This window comes from Kitasatospora sp. NPDC052896, from assembly GCF_044547075.1.
Lineage (GTDB): Bacteria > Actinomycetota > Actinomycetes > Streptomycetales > Streptomycetaceae > Kitasatospora.
In genome coordinates, this window is sequence record NZ_JBITZU010000018.1 from 35816 (window position 1) to 51867 (window position 16052).

The 16052-nt window shown below is 72.6% G+C and carries 14 protein-coding genes; 4 read left to right on the forward strand and 10 right to left on the reverse strand.

Annotated features, from left to right (window positions below; translation table 11 throughout):
• The first annotated feature begins 406 nt into the window (after positions 1 to 406).
• The gene (locus ACIGXM_RS27360; protein WP_396565348.1) at positions 407 to 1366 is read left to right on the forward strand and encodes an ACP S-malonyltransferase; all 960 of its coding nucleotides are present in this window, start codon (positions 407 to 409) and stop codon (positions 1364 to 1366) included.
• Positions 1363 to 2457 (forward strand): arylcarboxylate reductase, encoded by a 1095-nt coding sequence (locus ACIGXM_RS27365; RefSeq protein ID WP_396565350.1) that lies wholly within the window; start codon positions 1363 to 1365, stop codon positions 2455 to 2457. Before ACIGXM_RS27360 ends, ACIGXM_RS27365 begins: the two co-directional genes overlap by 4 nt.
• 65 nt (positions 2458 to 2522) lie before the next feature.
• On the opposite strand, the gene ACIGXM_RS27370 is transcribed toward ACIGXM_RS27365, so the two are convergent.
• The 6 genes from ACIGXM_RS27370 to ACIGXM_RS27395 form a co-directional block, all read right to left on the reverse strand.
• Complete coding sequence (locus ACIGXM_RS27370; protein WP_396565352.1) at positions 2523 to 3458, reverse strand: LysR substrate-binding domain-containing protein; 936 nt, start codon at positions 3456 to 3458, stop codon at positions 2523 to 2525.
• 283 nt (positions 3459 to 3741) lie between these two features.
• Entirely contained in the window at positions 3742 to 4599 is an 858-nt protein-coding gene (locus tag ACIGXM_RS27375) for an NAD(P)H-binding protein (RefSeq protein ID WP_396565354.1), read from the reverse strand.
• A 136-nt stretch (positions 4600 to 4735) separates the two neighbouring features.
• Positions 4736 to 5212, reverse strand: a complete 477-nt coding sequence (locus tag ACIGXM_RS27380) for a (2Fe-2S)-binding protein (RefSeq protein WP_396565355.1) — start codon at positions 5210 to 5212, stop codon at positions 4736 to 4738.
• A gap of 10 nt (positions 5213 to 5222) precedes the next feature.
• Entirely contained in the window at positions 5223 to 7523 is a 2301-nt protein-coding gene (locus ACIGXM_RS27385) for a molybdopterin cofactor-binding domain-containing protein (RefSeq protein ID WP_396565357.1), read from the reverse strand.
• Between the two features lie 510 nt (positions 7524 to 8033).
• On the reverse strand, positions 8034 to 8438 hold the full coding sequence (locus tag ACIGXM_RS27390; protein ID WP_396565358.1) for a hypothetical protein: 405 nt from the start codon (positions 8436 to 8438) through the stop codon (positions 8034 to 8036).
• 332 nt (positions 8439 to 8770) lie between these two features.
• Positions 8771 to 9811 (reverse strand): DMT family transporter, encoded by a 1041-nt coding sequence (locus ACIGXM_RS27395; RefSeq protein ID WP_396565360.1) that lies wholly within the window; start codon positions 9809 to 9811, stop codon positions 8771 to 8773.
• Between the two features lie 17 nt (positions 9812 to 9828).
• On the opposite strand from ACIGXM_RS27395, the gene ACIGXM_RS27400 reads away from it, so the two are divergent.
• Positions 9829 to 10386 (forward strand): helix-turn-helix domain-containing protein, encoded by a 558-nt coding sequence (locus tag ACIGXM_RS27400; protein WP_396565362.1) that lies wholly within the window; start codon positions 9829 to 9831, stop codon positions 10384 to 10386.
• Complete coding sequence (locus ACIGXM_RS27405) at positions 10346 to 10636, forward strand: thiamine pyrophosphate-dependent enzyme (RefSeq protein ID WP_396565364.1); 291 nt, start codon at positions 10346 to 10348, stop codon at positions 10634 to 10636. Before ACIGXM_RS27400 ends, ACIGXM_RS27405 begins: the two co-directional genes overlap by 41 nt.
• Positions 10637 to 10680: 44 nt before the next feature.
• Here the strand turns inward: ACIGXM_RS27405 and ACIGXM_RS27410 are convergent, their stop codons facing one another.
• The 4 genes from ACIGXM_RS27410 to ACIGXM_RS27425 form a co-directional block, all read right to left on the reverse strand.
• Positions 10681 to 12519 carry a flavin monoamine oxidase family protein gene (locus tag ACIGXM_RS27410; RefSeq protein ID WP_396565366.1) on the reverse strand — a complete coding sequence of 613 codons (1839 nt, stop codon included), beginning with the start codon at positions 12517 to 12519 and terminating at the stop codon, positions 10681 to 10683.
• A gap of 253 nt (positions 12520 to 12772) precedes the next feature.
• On the reverse strand, positions 12773 to 13393 hold the full coding sequence (locus ACIGXM_RS27415; RefSeq protein ID WP_396565368.1) for a hypothetical protein: 621 nt from the start codon (positions 13391 to 13393) through the stop codon (positions 12773 to 12775).
• Positions 13394 to 13580: 187 nt separating this feature from the next.
• Positions 13581 to 15194: an amidohydrolase gene (locus ACIGXM_RS27420; RefSeq protein WP_396565370.1), complete on the reverse strand. Its 1614-nt coding sequence runs from the start codon at positions 15192 to 15194 to the stop codon at positions 13581 to 13583.
• Complete coding sequence (locus tag ACIGXM_RS27425) at positions 15191 to 16030, reverse strand: PaaX family transcriptional regulator C-terminal domain-containing protein (RefSeq protein WP_396565372.1); 840 nt, start codon at positions 16028 to 16030, stop codon at positions 15191 to 15193. The genes ACIGXM_RS27420 and ACIGXM_RS27425 overlap by 4 nt, the downstream gene beginning before the upstream one ends.
• Positions 16031 to 16052 lie beyond the last annotated feature (22 nt).

Genomic DNA, 16052 nt, shown 5'->3' on the forward strand with positions numbered 1-16052 from the left:
ACCCGGCGGCAGGCGCGCCCGAATTCCCTGGACACGCGGGCACGACCCGGTGGTATCCGCCCCCCGACGGACCATTCAGACTGATCACTCAGCGATATCGGTGGACTGGACCAGTCACCTCATCCGCATTCCCGCCTCGCCGATTCGGAGCGGGTCGCGGAATGCTGGAAAGCCTCCCGATAGATGTTGGCACCCCCCCATATCGTTTCGATAGCGGGATCCGCGACACCGCTCTTGTGGGGGGATTTAGCCAGTTTCCGCATTTCGCCGCGAGCCCCCTGCTACCGTGGTCGAGCAGCGGTGGACCGGCCCCGAACGGCCCGCAATGCGGCCCGGCTTCCGGTATTCCGAGGCCCCGGCCGGCCCCTGCCACTCCCTATTCGCGGAATTCCCTGAGGAGGACCGGATGGCGCTGGGGTATCTGTTCGGCGGCGGTGTCGGAACCGAACCGCACGGCCTGGAGCTGTACCAGGCCTATCCGGTGATGCGGGAGCTCTACGACCGGATAGCCGAGTGGGCCGGCCTGACCGTCGGCCAACTGCTCGACGAGGAGCTGCCGAAGCCGCCGGAGGAGCGCCAGGGCGTCGGCAGCGTCCGGGAGGCCGCGCTGGCGCTCGCGGTGTACGACATCCTCGCCGAGCACGGTCTGCGCCCCTCCGTGGTGGGCGGGTTGAGCCTGGGGGCGATGACGGCGAGCGCCCTGGTCGGCGCGCTGGGCCGGCGGGAGCTGGTCGAGATGCTGGCGCACACCCGTCAGGTTCCCGCGCTCTGCGCCGACGCGCCCGAGCAGGGCATGGCACTGGTCTTCGCTCCCGCCGGCACCGAGTCCGCCGGGCTCGCCGAGGGCCGGCCCGGGGTGTACCTGTCGGGGGACTTCGGCCCCGCCGCCGACGGCTCGGCGCGCATCCTGATGCTCTCCGGGGAGCGGGCCGCGCTGGAGGCGCTGGCCGGCGAGCTGCCGGCCGGTCTGGTCAACCCGCTGCCGGACCGCACGATCGCCGTGCACTCGCCGCTGCGCGCCCACTTCCGCGCCTTCATGGCCCACTACATCGACGCGATGCCCTTCCGGGCCCCCGAACTGCCGCTGGCCTCCTGCCTGGAGCGGAAGACCCTGGTCACCGCCGAGGACGTGCGCGACCTCTTCCACCGCAACGCGACCGACCCGATCAGCCTGGTCGACGTCTACACCGGGATGAGACAGGAGGGCGTCCGGCTGGGCCTGGTGATGGGCGGCTCCATCCCGGACGGGATCCTGGACTTCCCCTTCCCCGTGGTGCACGTGGACCGGCCCGAGCACATCGAGCAGGTGCTGACCACGGTCTACGAGCTGGGGATCGACCTCCCCGACGGTCAGGACGCGCGGTGACCACGGCGGGGGCGGTGCGGCCGAGTGCCGCGTGCGACGCGCTGATCGAGGGCTGGCTCGGCACCGACCTCGACCGGTGGACCCGCCAGGTGGTGCGCCGGCACTTCGACCCCGCGACCGGCAGTCCCTACTGGCTCCGCCGGGCGGCCGAACTCGAGTTCGACCCCCGGGACCTGACCCGTTACGAGCAACTCACCGCGTTCGGCCCGTTCCCGCTGGAGGCACTGCGCACCGGTGATCCGGCCGACCTGGTCCCGCTCGCGGTACCCCGGCCGCTGACCGGGCGGATCTGGGACACCGGCGGTACCACCGGCGCCCCGTGCCGGGTCTTCTACACCCCCGACATGCTGCTGCACCGCGGGGCCTGGCGGCGCTGGTCCTTCGTCACCGAGGGCTTCGCACCCGGTCGCGGCTGGCTGCAGGCCACTCCGACCGGGCCGCACCTGATCGGCAACGGCGTCTGGGAGGCGTCGGAACTGCACGCCGGGCGGGTCCACGCGATCGACATGGACCCGCGCTGGGTCAAACGCCTGATCCGGGCCGGCCGCCTGGCGGACGCCCGCGAGTACACCACCCACCTGCTGGAGCAGATCGCGGACGTGCTCGGCCGGGGCGGGGTGCACTACCTCAACACCACACCGGCCCTCTTCCAGGCGCTCCGCCAGCGCTTCCCGGACCTGGTGCGGGGGCTCGACGGAGTCCGCCTCAGCGGCACCCAGATCAGCCCGGACACCTACCACGACTTCGTGGCCGCCCTGAACGGCGGTGTCTGCGGCCTCAGTTACGGCAACACCTTCGGCAACGCGGCCGGTCTCGCCACGCGGCAGGACGCCCGGCTGCTCCCGTACGTGCCGAACTACCCCCAGGTCACCATGGCGGTGGTGGACCGGGGCGACTGGTCCACGCCGGTCGGGTACGGGCAGACCGGGCAGGTTCGGCTGACCGTGCTGCACGAGGACCTCTTCCTGCCGAACATCCTCGAACGCGACCAGGCGCTGCGCTACCACTGCGGCGCCGACTGGCCGACCGACGGCGTGGCCAACGTCCGCCCGCTGCAGATCACTTCGACCGCACCCGAGGGCCTGTACTGAGCCGGCGCCGGAACCACGGTCCGCCCGCCGCGAGCAGCCGCCCCGCACCCGTGCACCCGCGCGCCCTACGCTCCCGGTGACGGCCGCCCCGGCGCGCCGGTGAGTGCCCTGATGTGCGCGGGCACCACGCAGGCCTGGCCGGCGAGCAGATCCGCGAACGTGGTGGTGAGCGGATCGGGCCGGGTTCGCGTGTAGGCCGTGAGAGTCCGCCGGACCGCCGGCTCCGGTAGCCGGAGCAGACCGTCGAAGTCCGCCGGGATGATGTTCGCCGGCACGAGGGCCGGTCCGAGGCCGGCGGCGGCGAGCAGCGGCGCGGCCGAGGTCTGCTCGGCATGGACGGCGGTCAGCGGCTGGAACCCCGCCTCCCGGCAGACCCGGTCCAGCAGGTCGGCGAGCCCGTTCCCGGGCGCGTACCGCACCCACGCGCGGTCGGCCAGCGCGCGGAGCGCCAGCGGCCCGGCCGGCGCGTCCGCCAACGGGTCGTCACTCGGCAGCACGATGACGAACTCCTCGATGCCCAGATCCCTCACCGGCCCCTCCCACCCGGCCGGTGAGGGCCCCACCGCCAGGTCGGCCTCCCCGGCGGCCATCGCGGCCCGGAGCTGATCGGCGTGCGGATACTCGCGCAGGCGGATCCGCACCCCCGGGTGCCGCCGGCGCCAGGCCCGCAGGACGGGCGGGAGGATGCCCAGACTGACCGAGTAGACGGTGGCGACCTCCAGCTCGCCGCCCTCCAGCCCGGCCGCACGCCGTGCCGCCCCGCGCAGCCGCTCGGCCTCGGCCAGCGCGGCGCGGGCGTGCGGCAGCACCGCGCGGCCCATCGGGGTGGGCCTGACCGCGCGCGGCAGACGCTCCAGCAGTGGACCGCCCAGCGAGCTCTCCAACGCCCGGATCTGGTGCGACAGCGCCGGCTGCGTCAGGTGCAGCAGCTCCGCCGCCTGCGTGAACGAGCCGGTGTCGACGACGGTGACCAGGTATTCGAGCTGTCGCAGCGTTGCCATGAACGGATTTTATCGCAGCAGGAGAAAACAAGTCTTGGACTCATTACCGCTCCCCGGGAGAGGGTCGAACCAGAGCCGCTGCCCACGAAACAGCCGGCAGTTCGGTCCCTCCCACTCGAAGGAGTTCAGTCACCATGACAACCCCGGCAATCTGACCCGCTGGTCACCGGCGACAAGATCACCGCCCGGCTGGCACATCGAGGACAACCAGACCCTGATGAGCCAGCTCGGCGTCAACGGCTGACCACCCGCGGGCAGGCAGCCGCGGGCAACGGGGCGCGCGTCAGCGGAAGTCGTCCGCGTGGTCGCGGGCCCACTCGTCGAAGGTGCGGGCCGGGCGCCCGGTGATCCGCTCGACCTCGTCGGTCATCCGGGGCGTGGTCCCGACCGAGGCGCCGAAGTACTCGAGGAGCTGGCGGGCGGCCCCCTCGGGGATGCCCGTGCCGGCCGCCATCGCCTCGGCGGCCCGCTCCACGGGGATCGTCTCGAACCGGACCTCGCGCCCGATCGCCCGCCCGATCGCGGCGGCCTGGCCGGCCTGGGTCACGGGCTCCGGGCCCGTGACGTAGGGGGCGCATCCGAGCAGGGCGCCGCTGCGGTCCAGCAGGGCGCGGGCGGTGACGGCCGCCAGATCGGCCTCGTGGACGGGGGCGGCGACCGCCTCCGGGAACGGGCCGCGGACCACGCCCTCGGCCTTGACGAGCGGGACCCACTGGAGCGAGTTGGTGGCGTACATCCCGCCGCGCACGAAGGTCCACTCCAACCCGGAGGCACGGATCGCCCGCTCGACGGAGGCGTGCATGCGGGAGATGAAGCCCTCGTCGTCGGCCGGGGTGTCGGTCACCGACAGCGAGGAGTTGAGGACGATCCGGCGCACGCCCGCCTTGACGGCGGCGTCCACGAGCTGGATCGCCGCCTCGCCGCCACCCGCCGCGAGGTTGAGGTAGAGCGATTCGGCACCCTCCAGGGCCGGTTCCACGGACGCCGGGTCGGTCAGGTCGGCACGCACCACCTCGGCGGCGGCCGGCAGCCCGGCGCGCTCGGGGTCGCGGGTGAGGGCGCGTACGGACGCACCCTCGGCGAGCAGCTGGTCGACGAGCCGGCGTCCGATGTGGCCGGTCGCTCCGGTGACTACGATCACGGGTCGCTCCTCCTGATGGCGCCGGGCCACGGGCCGTCCACGGCCGTGCCCGACTCTGCTGGGCGGCGGTTCACCATCCACAGGAACAACGGATGCCTGCCGCAAAGGTGTTCCCCCGCCCGCGCGGGAGTTCCGGTCAGAAGTTCTTCGCCCCCGCGGTGATCGCCTCGCGGATCCGGAAGTAGGTGCCGCAGCGGCAGATGTTGCGGATCTCGTCGAAGTCGGCGTCGCCGATCTCGTGTCCGGCGGCGCGAGCCTGCTCGACCTTCGCCACGGCGGCCATGATCTGCCCGGGCTGGCAGTAACCGCACTGCGCGACGTCGTACTCCAGCCAGGCCTCCTGCATGGGGTGCAGGTCCTTGCCGACGGTGGCCGGCAGGCCCTCGATGGTGGTGATCTCGTCCGTCGGCCGCAGCGCGCTGACCGGCACCGAGCACGGGTTGAAGGCCTTGCCGTTGATGTGGCTGGTGCAGGCCTGGCAGACGCCCAGCCCGCAGCCGTACTTGGGACCGGTGACGCCGAGGACGTCGCGCAGCACCCACAGCAGCCGGACGTCGTCCTCGACGTCCACCGAGACCGGCGCGCCGTTGAGGATGAAGGTGTGTTGGGGCATGGTGCGGCTCCTAGTAGGCGCGGGTCAGGCCGTCAACCGGCGACTGCGGAACGGGCGGTGTGGTCGGCAGCGGATCGAAGGCGAGCGGGGCGGCGTGGTTGATCGGGAAGCTGGTCGGCACGGTTCCCGTGGCCCGGGCGTAGGCGCAGGCCACCGCGGCCATCGCCGCGCCGACGGCGAGCTCCCCGGCGCCGCCCGGGGTGCCGGTGGTCGGCGGCATCACCACGATCTGCAGGTCGGGTGGCGTGTTCCACTGTCGGGTGTAGAAGTAGTTGTCCCAACTTCCCTCCTGGAAGACCCCGTTGCTGAGGTGCAGGCCGGAGGTGAGGGCGAGCGCGATGCCGTCCGAGATCCCGCCCATCATCTGGGCCTCCAGTCCGAGCGGGTTGACCGCGAGGCCGGCGTCGACCGCGCAGACGGCCTTGGTGACCCGTGGTCCGGTGTAGGCGTCGGGGATCTGCCGCCCGACGGTCTGCGCGGTGCAGTCGATCTCGACCAGGACCGCGGCGATGCTGTGGTACTCGGGGTGGAGCGCGATGCCCTGTGCGGTCCCGGCCGGCATCGGGCGCCCCCAGTCGCCGAGTTGGGCCACCTTGTCGAGAACCGCCACCGCCCGCTGGTCCTTGAGGAACTGCCGGCGGAACCGGTAGGGATCCTGCCCCAGCGCGACCGCCAGCTGATCGACCATCAACTCCTGTGCGCAGCGCACGTTGGGCGAGTAGATCCCGCGCATGCTACCGGTGTTGAAGCCCTTGTCCACCTCGCTCAGCAACTGCGTGGTGAGGCCGAAGTCGTAGGGGGTCTGCTGGGTCAGCTCGAAGATGGTCTCGGAGAATCCGAGGCCGCCCACCGGCAGTTTGGCCACCATCGCGGTGAGCACCTCGCCGAGGCCGTGGCTGAAGTCGGTGGCCACCGAGGTGTGCCGCTGCTCGAAGCTGAGCACCTCGCCCAACGCGTAGCTGGCGCGCACCCGGGAGGTGCACATCGGATGGGTACGGCCCTGCCGGAACTCGTCCGTCCGGTGCCACATCAGCTTCACCGGCTTGCCCATCGCCCGGGAGATCCCGGCGGCCTCCAACGCCGCGTCGGAGAACAGCTTGCGACCGAACGACCCGCCGCCCTCGGTGACGTGCACCGTGACGGCGCTCGGCGGCAGCGCCAGCTTGGCCGCGATCGCGCCCTGCGCCACGATCGGTGCCTTCATGGCCGCCCAGATCTCGGCCCGGTCCGCGCGGACGTCGGCGATGGCGCAGTTGGGCTCCAGCGCGGTGTTGCTGGCGAAGGCGAAGGTGAAGGTGTTCTCGATCGTGTGTGCCAGCAGGTTCACCGGCGGTACCGCGAACGGGAGTTCGGCGGCCCGCAGCTCCCGCAGCACCGTGTCGTCGGAGGATCCGTCCTCGCTGCCCGGGCCCCAGGTCACCTGCAACGCGCGGATCGCGTCGATGCACTGCCCGAAGGTCCTCGCGCGCACCGCCACGCCGGTTGCGATGGTGACGACGTCGGTGACCCCCGGCATCGCCTGCACGGCCGCCAGGTTCCGCACGGAGAGCGGGGTGCCGTTGATCGTCGGAGGCCGGCAGACCATGGTCGGCAGCGCGTTCGGCACCGCCAGGTCCATGGTGAACTGCTTGCGGCCGGTCACGATGTCCAGAGCGTCGATCCGCTGCTGCGCGGTGCCGATGACCTTGAACTCGGCCTGCTGTTTCAGCGCCACGGAGACCTGCACCGTCGTGTCGCTCGCCGCCCGTGCCGCAAGTGAGCCGTAGCTCGCGCTCTGCCCATCGGGGCCGTTGACCACACCCGCGGCCGTCGTCAGCGTCGAGACGGGCACGCCGAAGCGGGCGGCGGCGGCCGCCAGCAGCCGCTGGCGGGCGATGGCCGCCGCGACCCGGACCGGGGTGTAGGTGGCGACGGTCGTGTTCGACGCCCCGGTGAACTGGTTGAACAGCAGCTCCGGGCGGGCGTCCGCGAGCGTGATCCGCACCTGCGCGAGGGGGAGGTCCAACTCCTCGGCGATCAGCATCGCGGTGGAGGTGGTGATGCCCTGGCCGACCTCGGCGCGCGGCAGCGCGAAGCTCGCCGTCCCGTCGGCGTTCAACTGGATGCTGATCAGGCCCGAGGTCGGCAGCGCCGCGTCGGTGAGCAGGTCGGTCAGGTCGTACACCTCGGCCGGCTCGGGCAGTGACGGCACCGCCGCCGCGGCCGGCGCGGGCGCGAGCACCGCCTCCTCGAACTGCGCGGCCACCAGCAACGTCGGTGCCGCCAGCACGTAGCCGAGGAACCGTCGCCGCCCGACCCCCTGATCTCCCATCAACTGTCCCCTCCGGTAAGTGGAAGCCGCGGCCGGGCACACCAGCCATGACCGCGCCAAGCCTAGGGGTCACCCCTCATGAACCCGAAGGTGGGGTGGTCGCGTGCCCGCCACCCGCGCCGACCCGGTGCGGACCGCCGGGCCGCCGGCTCGGTGGCCGGACCGCGGTGCGATCACCGGTGCACCTGGCGGGTGATCAGTGGCACATCGCGCCGCAGCCGTGCGGCACCGCGTCGGTGTCCATGGGGCCGACCGTGAGCGGGGTGGAGGCGACCGTGATCGAGCCGTCGTCGGCCGAGGGCGCGTCCGGCTCGGTGCTGGGTGCCGGTGCGGCCCACCGCTCGGCGCACGCCGAAATACCGTGCCAGGCGTGCGAATTCGTGAACTCGTGCGCCGACAGCCGCGATCCGGGTGGTCCCGTCGGTCGCCGAGCGGTGAAGAGTTGCCGCGTTCATGGCTTCGCCCCTCCGGCGGCCGGAGGGGCGATCGGTCAACGGGCCAGGCGCCCGGTCACCACTGGGCGGTGCAGCTGGTGTGGTTCCAGGTGGGCTTGTGAACGGTGATGTTGGTGTCCAGCTCGGTGATGCACACGTAGGCGAGGGTGCCGTTGTCGCCGTACAAGTCCCCTGACGTGCTTCCCCCGTTGGTGACGGTGAGCGCCGGCCCCAGCGGGCCCCAGCCGCCCTGGTTGCGGTAGAGCTGGCCGGTGCAGAGGTAGTTCAGCGAGCCGGTGTTCGGTGCGGCCGAGACGGTGACCCGGACGTTGTACACGCCGTTGTTCCAGTACGTCTCCATGCCGCCACTGCAGCCGTCCAGGCCGGTGGCGGCGAGGTAGCCGGAGCCCGACGTCTGCGGGGCGGCACTGGCGAGCGGCACGGCGAGGGTTGCGAGCGAACAGACGGTGGCGCCGACCACGGCCAGGCGCTTGACGATGCGTTTGATGACGTCCTCCAGATAGGCGTCCCGGATACTCCCCCAGGTACCGGCGCCCCCGAACCCCCGACAACTCGGCTGCGCGCCGACGGGCGTGGGTGGTGGCGAGGTCCGACCGCTCCCCTGCGGGCGGACCCACCGGCCGACGGGCTGACCCGGCCAGCGTCCTCCCCGGGCGCCGGGTTGCGCAATGGGCGGGGGCACGGACGGTTCGGGCGGTTCTCGCGCGGCTCCGATGGAGGAGACGGGCCGGAGCGGTGTGCTCCGGAAAGCGCCGGGACTGACGGATCCGGACGTCGGCGGAGGCGGACCGCTCAGACGACTGGCGAACTCGTACGGTCCGGCTGGCGGTCGGCGGGCTGTCGATCCTCTGCCGGCCGGGCAGGGCGCGGTGTCGGATCCGACGCGGCCGGCCGCGCGGACCGTACCGACCCTCGCTCCGGCGTCGACCGCCGCCGCCTCAGCCGCGGCAGCGGCGCCTCGCTGACGAAGACGCCCAGGATGATCAGCGCCGCACCCAGGACCGCCGGCCCCGGCAGACGGTCGCCGGCCAGGCGGCCGACGAGGCCACCCCAGACCGGTTCGGCGGAGTAGATCACTGTTGCCCGCATGGGAGGCACGGACTGCTGCGCCCAGTTCATCGTCAGCTGGATCACGGCACTCGCGGCGCCCAATCCCACGGCCGCGGCGAGCCAGACCCAGGAGAAGGCGGGGACCGACTCGCCGGCCGCGGGCATGGCGAGGAAGGACAGCACGCTCGCCGTGAGCAGTTGGACGACGGTGATGCGGCGCAGGTCGACCCGCCCGGCGAACCGGCTGATCAGGACGATCTCGGCCGCACCGGCCACGGCCGAGCCCAGCGTCGCCAGTTCGCCGGCGCCCAGTGCCGGACTCACGGCCCCGGGGCCGGCGAGGAGTATCAGCCCGATGAGGGCGCAGGCGATCCCGAGCAGGCCGGCAGGCTTCGGCGGCCGGCGCAGGAGCAGCCACTGGAAGAGCGGGACCAGGGGGACGTACAGCGCCGTGATGAAGGCGGAGGTGCTGCTGCTGACGGTCTGCAGGCCGTACGTCTGGAGTGCGTAGCCGAAGAAGATCGTCGTGCCGACCGATGCTCCGGCCACCAGGTCCGCCCGGGTCAGGCCCCGCAGGGCCTTCCGGAACACGAGTAGGGTGAGCAGCCCGGCGGTGGCGAACCGGGAGCCGACGAAGAAGAGAGGTCCGCTGTGGCGCATGGCGGTGTGCACGATGAGGAAGGTCGTGCCCCAGAACATGGTGATGGCGACCAGGGCCAGGTCGTGACGGCCGAGGCCCAGGAGAGGGCTTCGGCGAACAGTGGGGAGTGCAGCATAGTGCACATGATAGGGGCACTATAGTGCACACTCGCCAGGGGCGATCCGACGTCCTGGCGTTCGTCGGCGAGAACCTGCGCCGCCTGCGCCACCAGGCGGGGATGAGCCAGGCCGCGCTCGCGCAGGCGTCGGGGATCAGCCGTCGCATGATCATCAAGCTTGAGGGCGGCGACACGAACATCAGCCTCTCCAGCCTCGACCGGCTGGCCGAGGCGCTCGGGGTGACCTTCGTCGAGGTCGTCAGCGACCCCGGCGCGCAGAGCCGCCGCATCGATGCGGTGGCCTGGCGCGGCGGCCAGCCCGCCAGCGAGGCCGTCCTGCTGGGCAGCGTGCCCGCTCGCAGCGAGGCCCAGCTGTGGCGCTGGTCTCTCGGTCCCGGCGACCGGTACTCCGCCGAGCCCGATCCCGAGGGCTGGCACGAGATGATCGCGGTGACCGAGGGGCGGGTGCTGATCGAGTTGGCGGAGGGGCCGGTCACCGTCGAGGCGGGCGGCTACGCGATCTACAGCAGCGCCCAGACGTACGCGTACGTCAACGTCGGTGACGGCGTCGCGCGGTTCATTCGCACGGCGGTGGCGTGATCGGCACGTCGGCACGGCCGTCGCCGCCGGCGGCGACCGACGAGTGGTGCTGATCACCGGTGAGGGATCCCATCAGCTGACCGCCCAGGAGATCAGCCAGTTCGGCCGGTACGGGCTGCGCCCCGTGGTGTTCGTGCTCAACAACAACGGCCACCTGGAGGAGGTGCCGGGTCAACCGTGGTGCCTGGCGGGATCGGCCGGGCCGCCGGCCCCGGCACCCGCGCCAGTAGCCGGCCCGATCGTGTGGTGATCAGGGCCGGCGTCGAACGCGGTGGTGTCAGCGGCCTGACCTGGTCAGCGGGGGTGCACCTCGAGGAAGGCGCGGACCGCGGACTCCAGGGCCCCTTCGATCCAGGCGGGCTTGAGGCTGGTGTGCTCGCCGGCGAAGTGGACCCGGCCTTCCACCGTACGGGTGGCGGGGTGCAGCTCGTGCAGCTGGCCGGGGGTGAAGATGACGGCCTCGCCGAGCGCGTAGCGGGCGCGGGCCCAGGACTGGGTGGCGCCCGCGCCGGTGAACTCGGTCCGGACCTTGGGCCCGAAGAGCTTCTCCATGTCGTTCAGGGCGAACGCGTAGCGCTCGCCGGGGGTGAGCGAGTCCCAGCGCATGGCGTCGTCGGACCAGGTGTAGGAGGCCAGCACGACACCGCCGGGTGAGTCGGTCGGGGAGTGGGAGGGGAAGTAGGTGAAGCGGCTGGCGCTGTCGGAGACGCAGCCGCCGCCGGTGAAGCCGTTCGGCCCGTTCTCCCAGAAGCGGCTCTTGAACTCCAGGAGGACCTTGGTCGCCGAGTCGTAGTGCAGCTCGTTGACGGCCCGGCGCTTCTGGTAGGACATCAGCGGTTCGACCGAGCAGAACCGCAGGGCGCTGAACGGGATGGTGATGATCGCGTAGTCGCCCTCGAAGGTCTCCAGCGGTTCGGTCGGGGCGCCGTCGCAGGACTCCTCGCTGCCGCTCTCGGCGGTGGTCTCGATCCGCACCCCGGTGTCCGTCTGCACCAGGCGGGTCATCCGGCGGCCCAGGCGCAGCTCGTTGCGGAGCTTGCTCGCCAGCGCCTCGGTCAGGACGTCGGTGCCGCCGTCCAGTTCCCAGTAGCGGTTGGTGGGGCTGATCACGGCTTGGTCGATCAGGGTGGGGACCAGGGAGTAGTGCAGCCGGGAGGTCATGTTCTCCAGGGTGCCGACGGCCTGGATCCTGGCGAGGTCCCAGCCGGCCTCCTCGACCAGGTAGCGGTGCGTGGAGTAGCCGTCGTAGCGCTGGAAGATCTTGGACCAGGCGGCGAGCTGGTCGGTGATCGGGCCGTTCGGGACGGTGACGTCCGCGAAGGCCTTGGCGACGGCGTCCGTGGTGGTGGTGTCGAGGGTGGTGCCGAAGGTGGCGTTGACCGGACGCGGGGACTTGGCGTAGGCGGCGCGGGTGGTCTGGACGCCGTTGACGGCGATCCTGGTGCGCAGACTGGCGGTCGGCGCGCGGAAGGAGCCGCTGTCCTCGCCGTTGCTCCAGGTCTCGCCGGTGAACGAGCGGTAGACCACCGGCGGCACCGCGCCGGTGGTCCCGGCGCGCGGCGCCACGTCGGCGTTGTAGAACAGCCGGCGACCCAGGCCGAGCTTGTCGGCCAGCGCCAGCACCAACGGGTGGAAGTCGGGCAACCGCATCGCGCCCGCCTCGGCGTGCAGGCCCGGGTCGGCGAAGATTCCACGGAAGGTCTTGACCCGACCGCCCACCCGGCTGCCGTTCGCCTCGATCACCACCACCTCGTGCCCGGCCTGCCTGAGCAGGTGAGCGGCCGTGAGACCGGCCACGCCCGCGCCCACGACCAGCACCTTCTTGCGCGGTGCGCGCGGCGGCAGCTTCTCGTCGATCAGGATCCGCAGGTAGGACAGCTTGAGGTCCTCCTGCTCGTCATCGCCGACCAACAGCATCTTCCGGGCCAGATCCCGGCCCTGCGCCTCATCGGCACCACCCCCGCCGCCCACACTCGACGGGAGGCCGACGGCGGGGGCGGCGACCGCACGGCCGACGAGTCCAGTCGCGGCGGCCACCGCGACTCCGCCGACCGCCGAGCCGACCAGGCCGCGCCGGGAGATCCCGGCGTGGTCGACGACGGGCACGGGCTGCTGGCTGAGGTGCTGATCCACAAGAACTCCCGAACAGGGGGGACAGAGGGCAACACCCGGCGCAACTCCCAGGAACGATCAGGGACACGAGAAGCTGGGGCCGTTCATCCGGACGGGGTGACGACCACTGACCGACCTCGAGCCGCACGCCCGCCGGAGGGCGACGGGCGGCCCGTGGCGGGGCACCGCTTCACCCGCCCGGACGATCTCCGGGTAGCCGCCAGCGGGCTCACGTCCCTGGAGCACACCGGCGTCCGCGCGGGCGCGGCCACGCTCAGCCCTGACGACGGGGGCTTGAGGCGGCCGACGCCGACTCCCTCCTCACCCGGGCCCGGTCGATGGTCCATGCGCCCAGGGCCACCAGCAGGGCCGCTCCGACGCCGTACAGCGGCAGCCACCTGGTCGTCGTCGCTGACAGGCAGTCGGCAACGGCCTCATGGCTGTGGCTGGCCTGCGCGTAGGCCAGGGCGGCGCTGTCGCGACCGGCGAGGTTCGCCAGCGCGGCCTCCGTCTGGATGCTCTGGTACCTGCCCAGCTTCTGACACCCGCTGCGGGTGCCCGGCATCGGGAACAACCATGCCCAGCGCTGCATCAGGGGAGCCAGCGTGATGGCGACGCACAGGCCCACGACGAGCGAATACGCCGTCAGGTTCCGCGCGTACGCCGACCGGAGACCGGGCGTCCAGGTCGGCAGGCGGTAGAAGGAGAAGACCACCGCGAGGAGTGTCACTCCGACGTAGGTGGCGAACCACTGCCAGGAACCGTTCGCGAGCGCGGCCGTCAGCACGGCGGCGAGCGCGATGCCGATGACGCCCGGCTGAGCGCCAGGGCCGTGACCGCTCATCTCGGCGGATGCCGTTTCGCGGGTTCCTCGGGGGGTGGGCTCGCTGTCCACGGTCTCTCCTGTCTGGTTCCGGGGCCATCAGTGTTCGGGGACACCGCACTGTTGTCCTGGCACCATTCCGGAGTGGGTCGGAAGTCCCGCCCGGTTGGCGGGGCTTCCGACCTTCCGCAGGATCGGCGTGGAGACGGCGGACCGGTCGGGCCGTACGGCGGGCCGACCAGCCTCGACCGACTTCCGCTCAGGCCTTCGCCGGGTACACGGTCCGTCCGCCCAGTACCGTGCGGAGCGGGCGCAACGCGGCCAGCTCCCGCTCCGGGCAGGTCAGCGGGTCGGTCGGCCAGAGCGTCAGGTCGGCCAGGGCGCCCACCCGCAGGCTGCCGCGCTGCGCGCTCTCCCCGAGCAGTCGAGCCGCGTTGCCGGTGTGCAGGGCGATCGCCTCCGCCCGGGTGATCGCGTGCTGCGCGCCCTGCGGGCCGGCCACCGTCTGGCGGGTCGTCATGCCCCAGACCGAGGTCATCGCGCCGTACGGGCCGACCGGGAAGTCGGAGCCGGCCGCGAGCAGCGCGCCCTCGTCGATCCACTCCCGCAGCGGGAAGAGCGCGCCCACCCGGTCGGCACCCCAGGCGCGGATCTGCGCGGTGGCGGCGTCGTGCAGCAGCGGGTGCTGGACGGTGACCGGCACGCCGAGCGCGATCGCCCGGGCCCGCTGCTCGGCGGTGGCCAGCCCGCCGTGTTCGACCACCAGCGTCCCCGGTTCCAGATCCGGGTGGCTCCCGAGGACCTTGGTGTAGACGTCCAGCAGGGTGCGCAGGCCCCGGTCGCCCCAGGCGTGCACGCCCACCCGCCAGCCGCGCGCCACCACCCGGTCGATCGCCTCGGCCAGCGTGTCGGGGTCCCAGTGCAGGGTGCCGTGGTAGCACGGCCGGTCCGCGTACGGCTCCTCCAGCGCACCCGCCTCGATGCCGCCGTCGATGCCGAACTTGACGCCCCAGACCCGCAGCCACTCGTCGGTCGGGCCGGCCTGCCAGGGTTCCATCCGGTCGAGCAGCTGCTCGACCTCCGGTACCGAGGTCAGGCCGATCGCCGAGACCAGCGCCCGGACCCGGACGTCGAGCGCGCCGGCGTCCCGCGCCGCGCGCAGCACCTCCAGGTCATCGACCGGCACCGCGCAGTCGCGGACCGTGCCGATCCCGGTGGCCGCGTAGTCCTGGGAGGCCGCGTGCAGGCCCGCGATCCGCTCCGCGAGGGCCGGGGGCGGCAGCAGCCGTTCGGCGAGCGCGATCGCCGCGTTGACCAGCCGGCCGGTCAGTCGGCCCTGCGCGTCGCGCTCGATCACCCCGCCGGGCGGGTCGGGCGTCTCGGCGGTGATCCCGGCCAGCCGCAGCGCGGGGGAGTTGAGCACCACGTTGTAGGCGCCGCGCTTGACCAGCACCGGGTGGTCGGGGGCGGCCGCCGACAGCTCCTCGGCGGTGGGCAGCCGCTGCTCGGCGAGGTTGGCCTCCTGCCAGTTGATCGTGGTGCGGATCCACGCGCCGGTGGGCGTGCGGGCGGCGCGCTCGCGGATCAGCTCCAGGAACTCGGCGAGGGTCCGGGCCCGGTGGACCGGCACGTCGTGGACGCTGTGCCCGGCCAGGATCAGATGGGTGTGGGTGTCGTCGAAGGCGGGCAGCACGGTGGCGCCGGGGGCGTCCAGCACCTCGGTGCCCGGGCCGATCAGGTGGTCCAGGCCGTCGGCGTCCGAGGAGAGGGCGCTGATCCGCTCGCCGGTGACGGCCAGCGCCCGCCGCACCCCCTGCGCCGGGTCCAGGGTGCGCACCGCGCCGGCTCGGATCAACAGATGGGCTTGGGTCATGACGGCTCCTTCGGGTGCGACAGGCCGGTCAGCCGCTCGACGTGGCGCATGCTGGGCACGGCGAGCAGGTCGTGCAACTCCGCGAAGACGGCCCGGGCCGCCACCGCGTTCCACTCCGCCGGCAGCAGCGGCGCGGGCAGGCCCGGGTCCAGGTACGGCAGCCGGCGCCACTGGGTGAGCATCGGTACGTAGGCGCGGAAGGCGTGCGCCGGCTCGACGGCGTCCAGCTGCCGCAGCTTCTCGGCCACCGGGGCCCAGGCGTTGGAGAACTCGGCGTACTGGGCCTCGATCGCCGGGAAGTCCCACCAGGAGCTGACCGCCTCGCGCAGTTCGGCGAAGCCCGCGTAGTCGGAGAGGAAGAGGTGGACGTAGGAGCTCAGCCCCAGCCGCTCCAGCAGCCGCCGGGCGTCCGGCAGCAGCCGGGCCGGGGCCAGCCAGACGCCCGGCGCGGCGTTGCCGAAGCCGAGCCAGGACAGCCGGGAGCGCAGCTGGTGGCGGTGGGCGCGCTCCGACTCGGGCACCGAGAAGACCGCGACGACCCAGCCGTCGGCCAGCTCGGCCGGCTCCAGGCTGTGGAAGATCCGCCGGTCCCCCTCCTCGAAGACCGGTGTCATCGCCGGGCTCAGCCGGTAGCCGATGGTGGGCCGCCGCTCCTGGCGCAGCGTGTCGGCCTTCTTCAGCCGCGAGATGGCCGAGCGGACGGCGGGGCCTTCCACGTCCAGCTCGGCCATCAGGGCGACCAGGTCGGCGATCGAGATCCAGCCGCCCAGGCGGCGCACGAACTCGCCGTAGACGGTGTGGATCAGGGAGCTGGGCCGAGGTGTGCCCTCCGGCATCCGCACGCTCCTCCCCGTCCCC

Excerpts from the sequence above, each read along its gene's own strand:
- ACIGXM_RS27370 (WP_396565352.1), bottom strand. The coding sequence starts at position 3,458 with ATGGCAACGCTGCGACAGCTCGAATACCTGGTCACCGTCGTCGACACC.
- ACIGXM_RS27385 (WP_396565357.1), bottom strand. The coding sequence starts at position 7,523 with ATGGGAGATCAGGGGGTCGGGCGGCGACGGTTCCTCGGCTACGTGCTG.
- ACIGXM_RS27380 (WP_396565355.1), bottom strand. The coding sequence starts at position 5,212 with ATGCCCCAACACACCTTCATCCTCAACGGCGCGCCGGTCTCGGTGGAC.
- ACIGXM_RS27360 (WP_396565348.1), top strand. The coding sequence starts at position 407 with ATGGCGCTGGGGTATCTGTTCGGCGGCGGTGTCGGAACCGAACCGCAC.
- ACIGXM_RS27420 (WP_396565370.1), bottom strand. The coding sequence starts at position 15,194 with ATGACCCAAGCCCATCTGTTGATCCGAGCCGGCGCGGTGCGCACCCTG.
- ACIGXM_RS27425 (WP_396565372.1), bottom strand. The coding sequence starts at position 16,030 with ATGCCGGAGGGCACACCTCGGCCCAGCTCCCTGATCCACACCGTCTAC.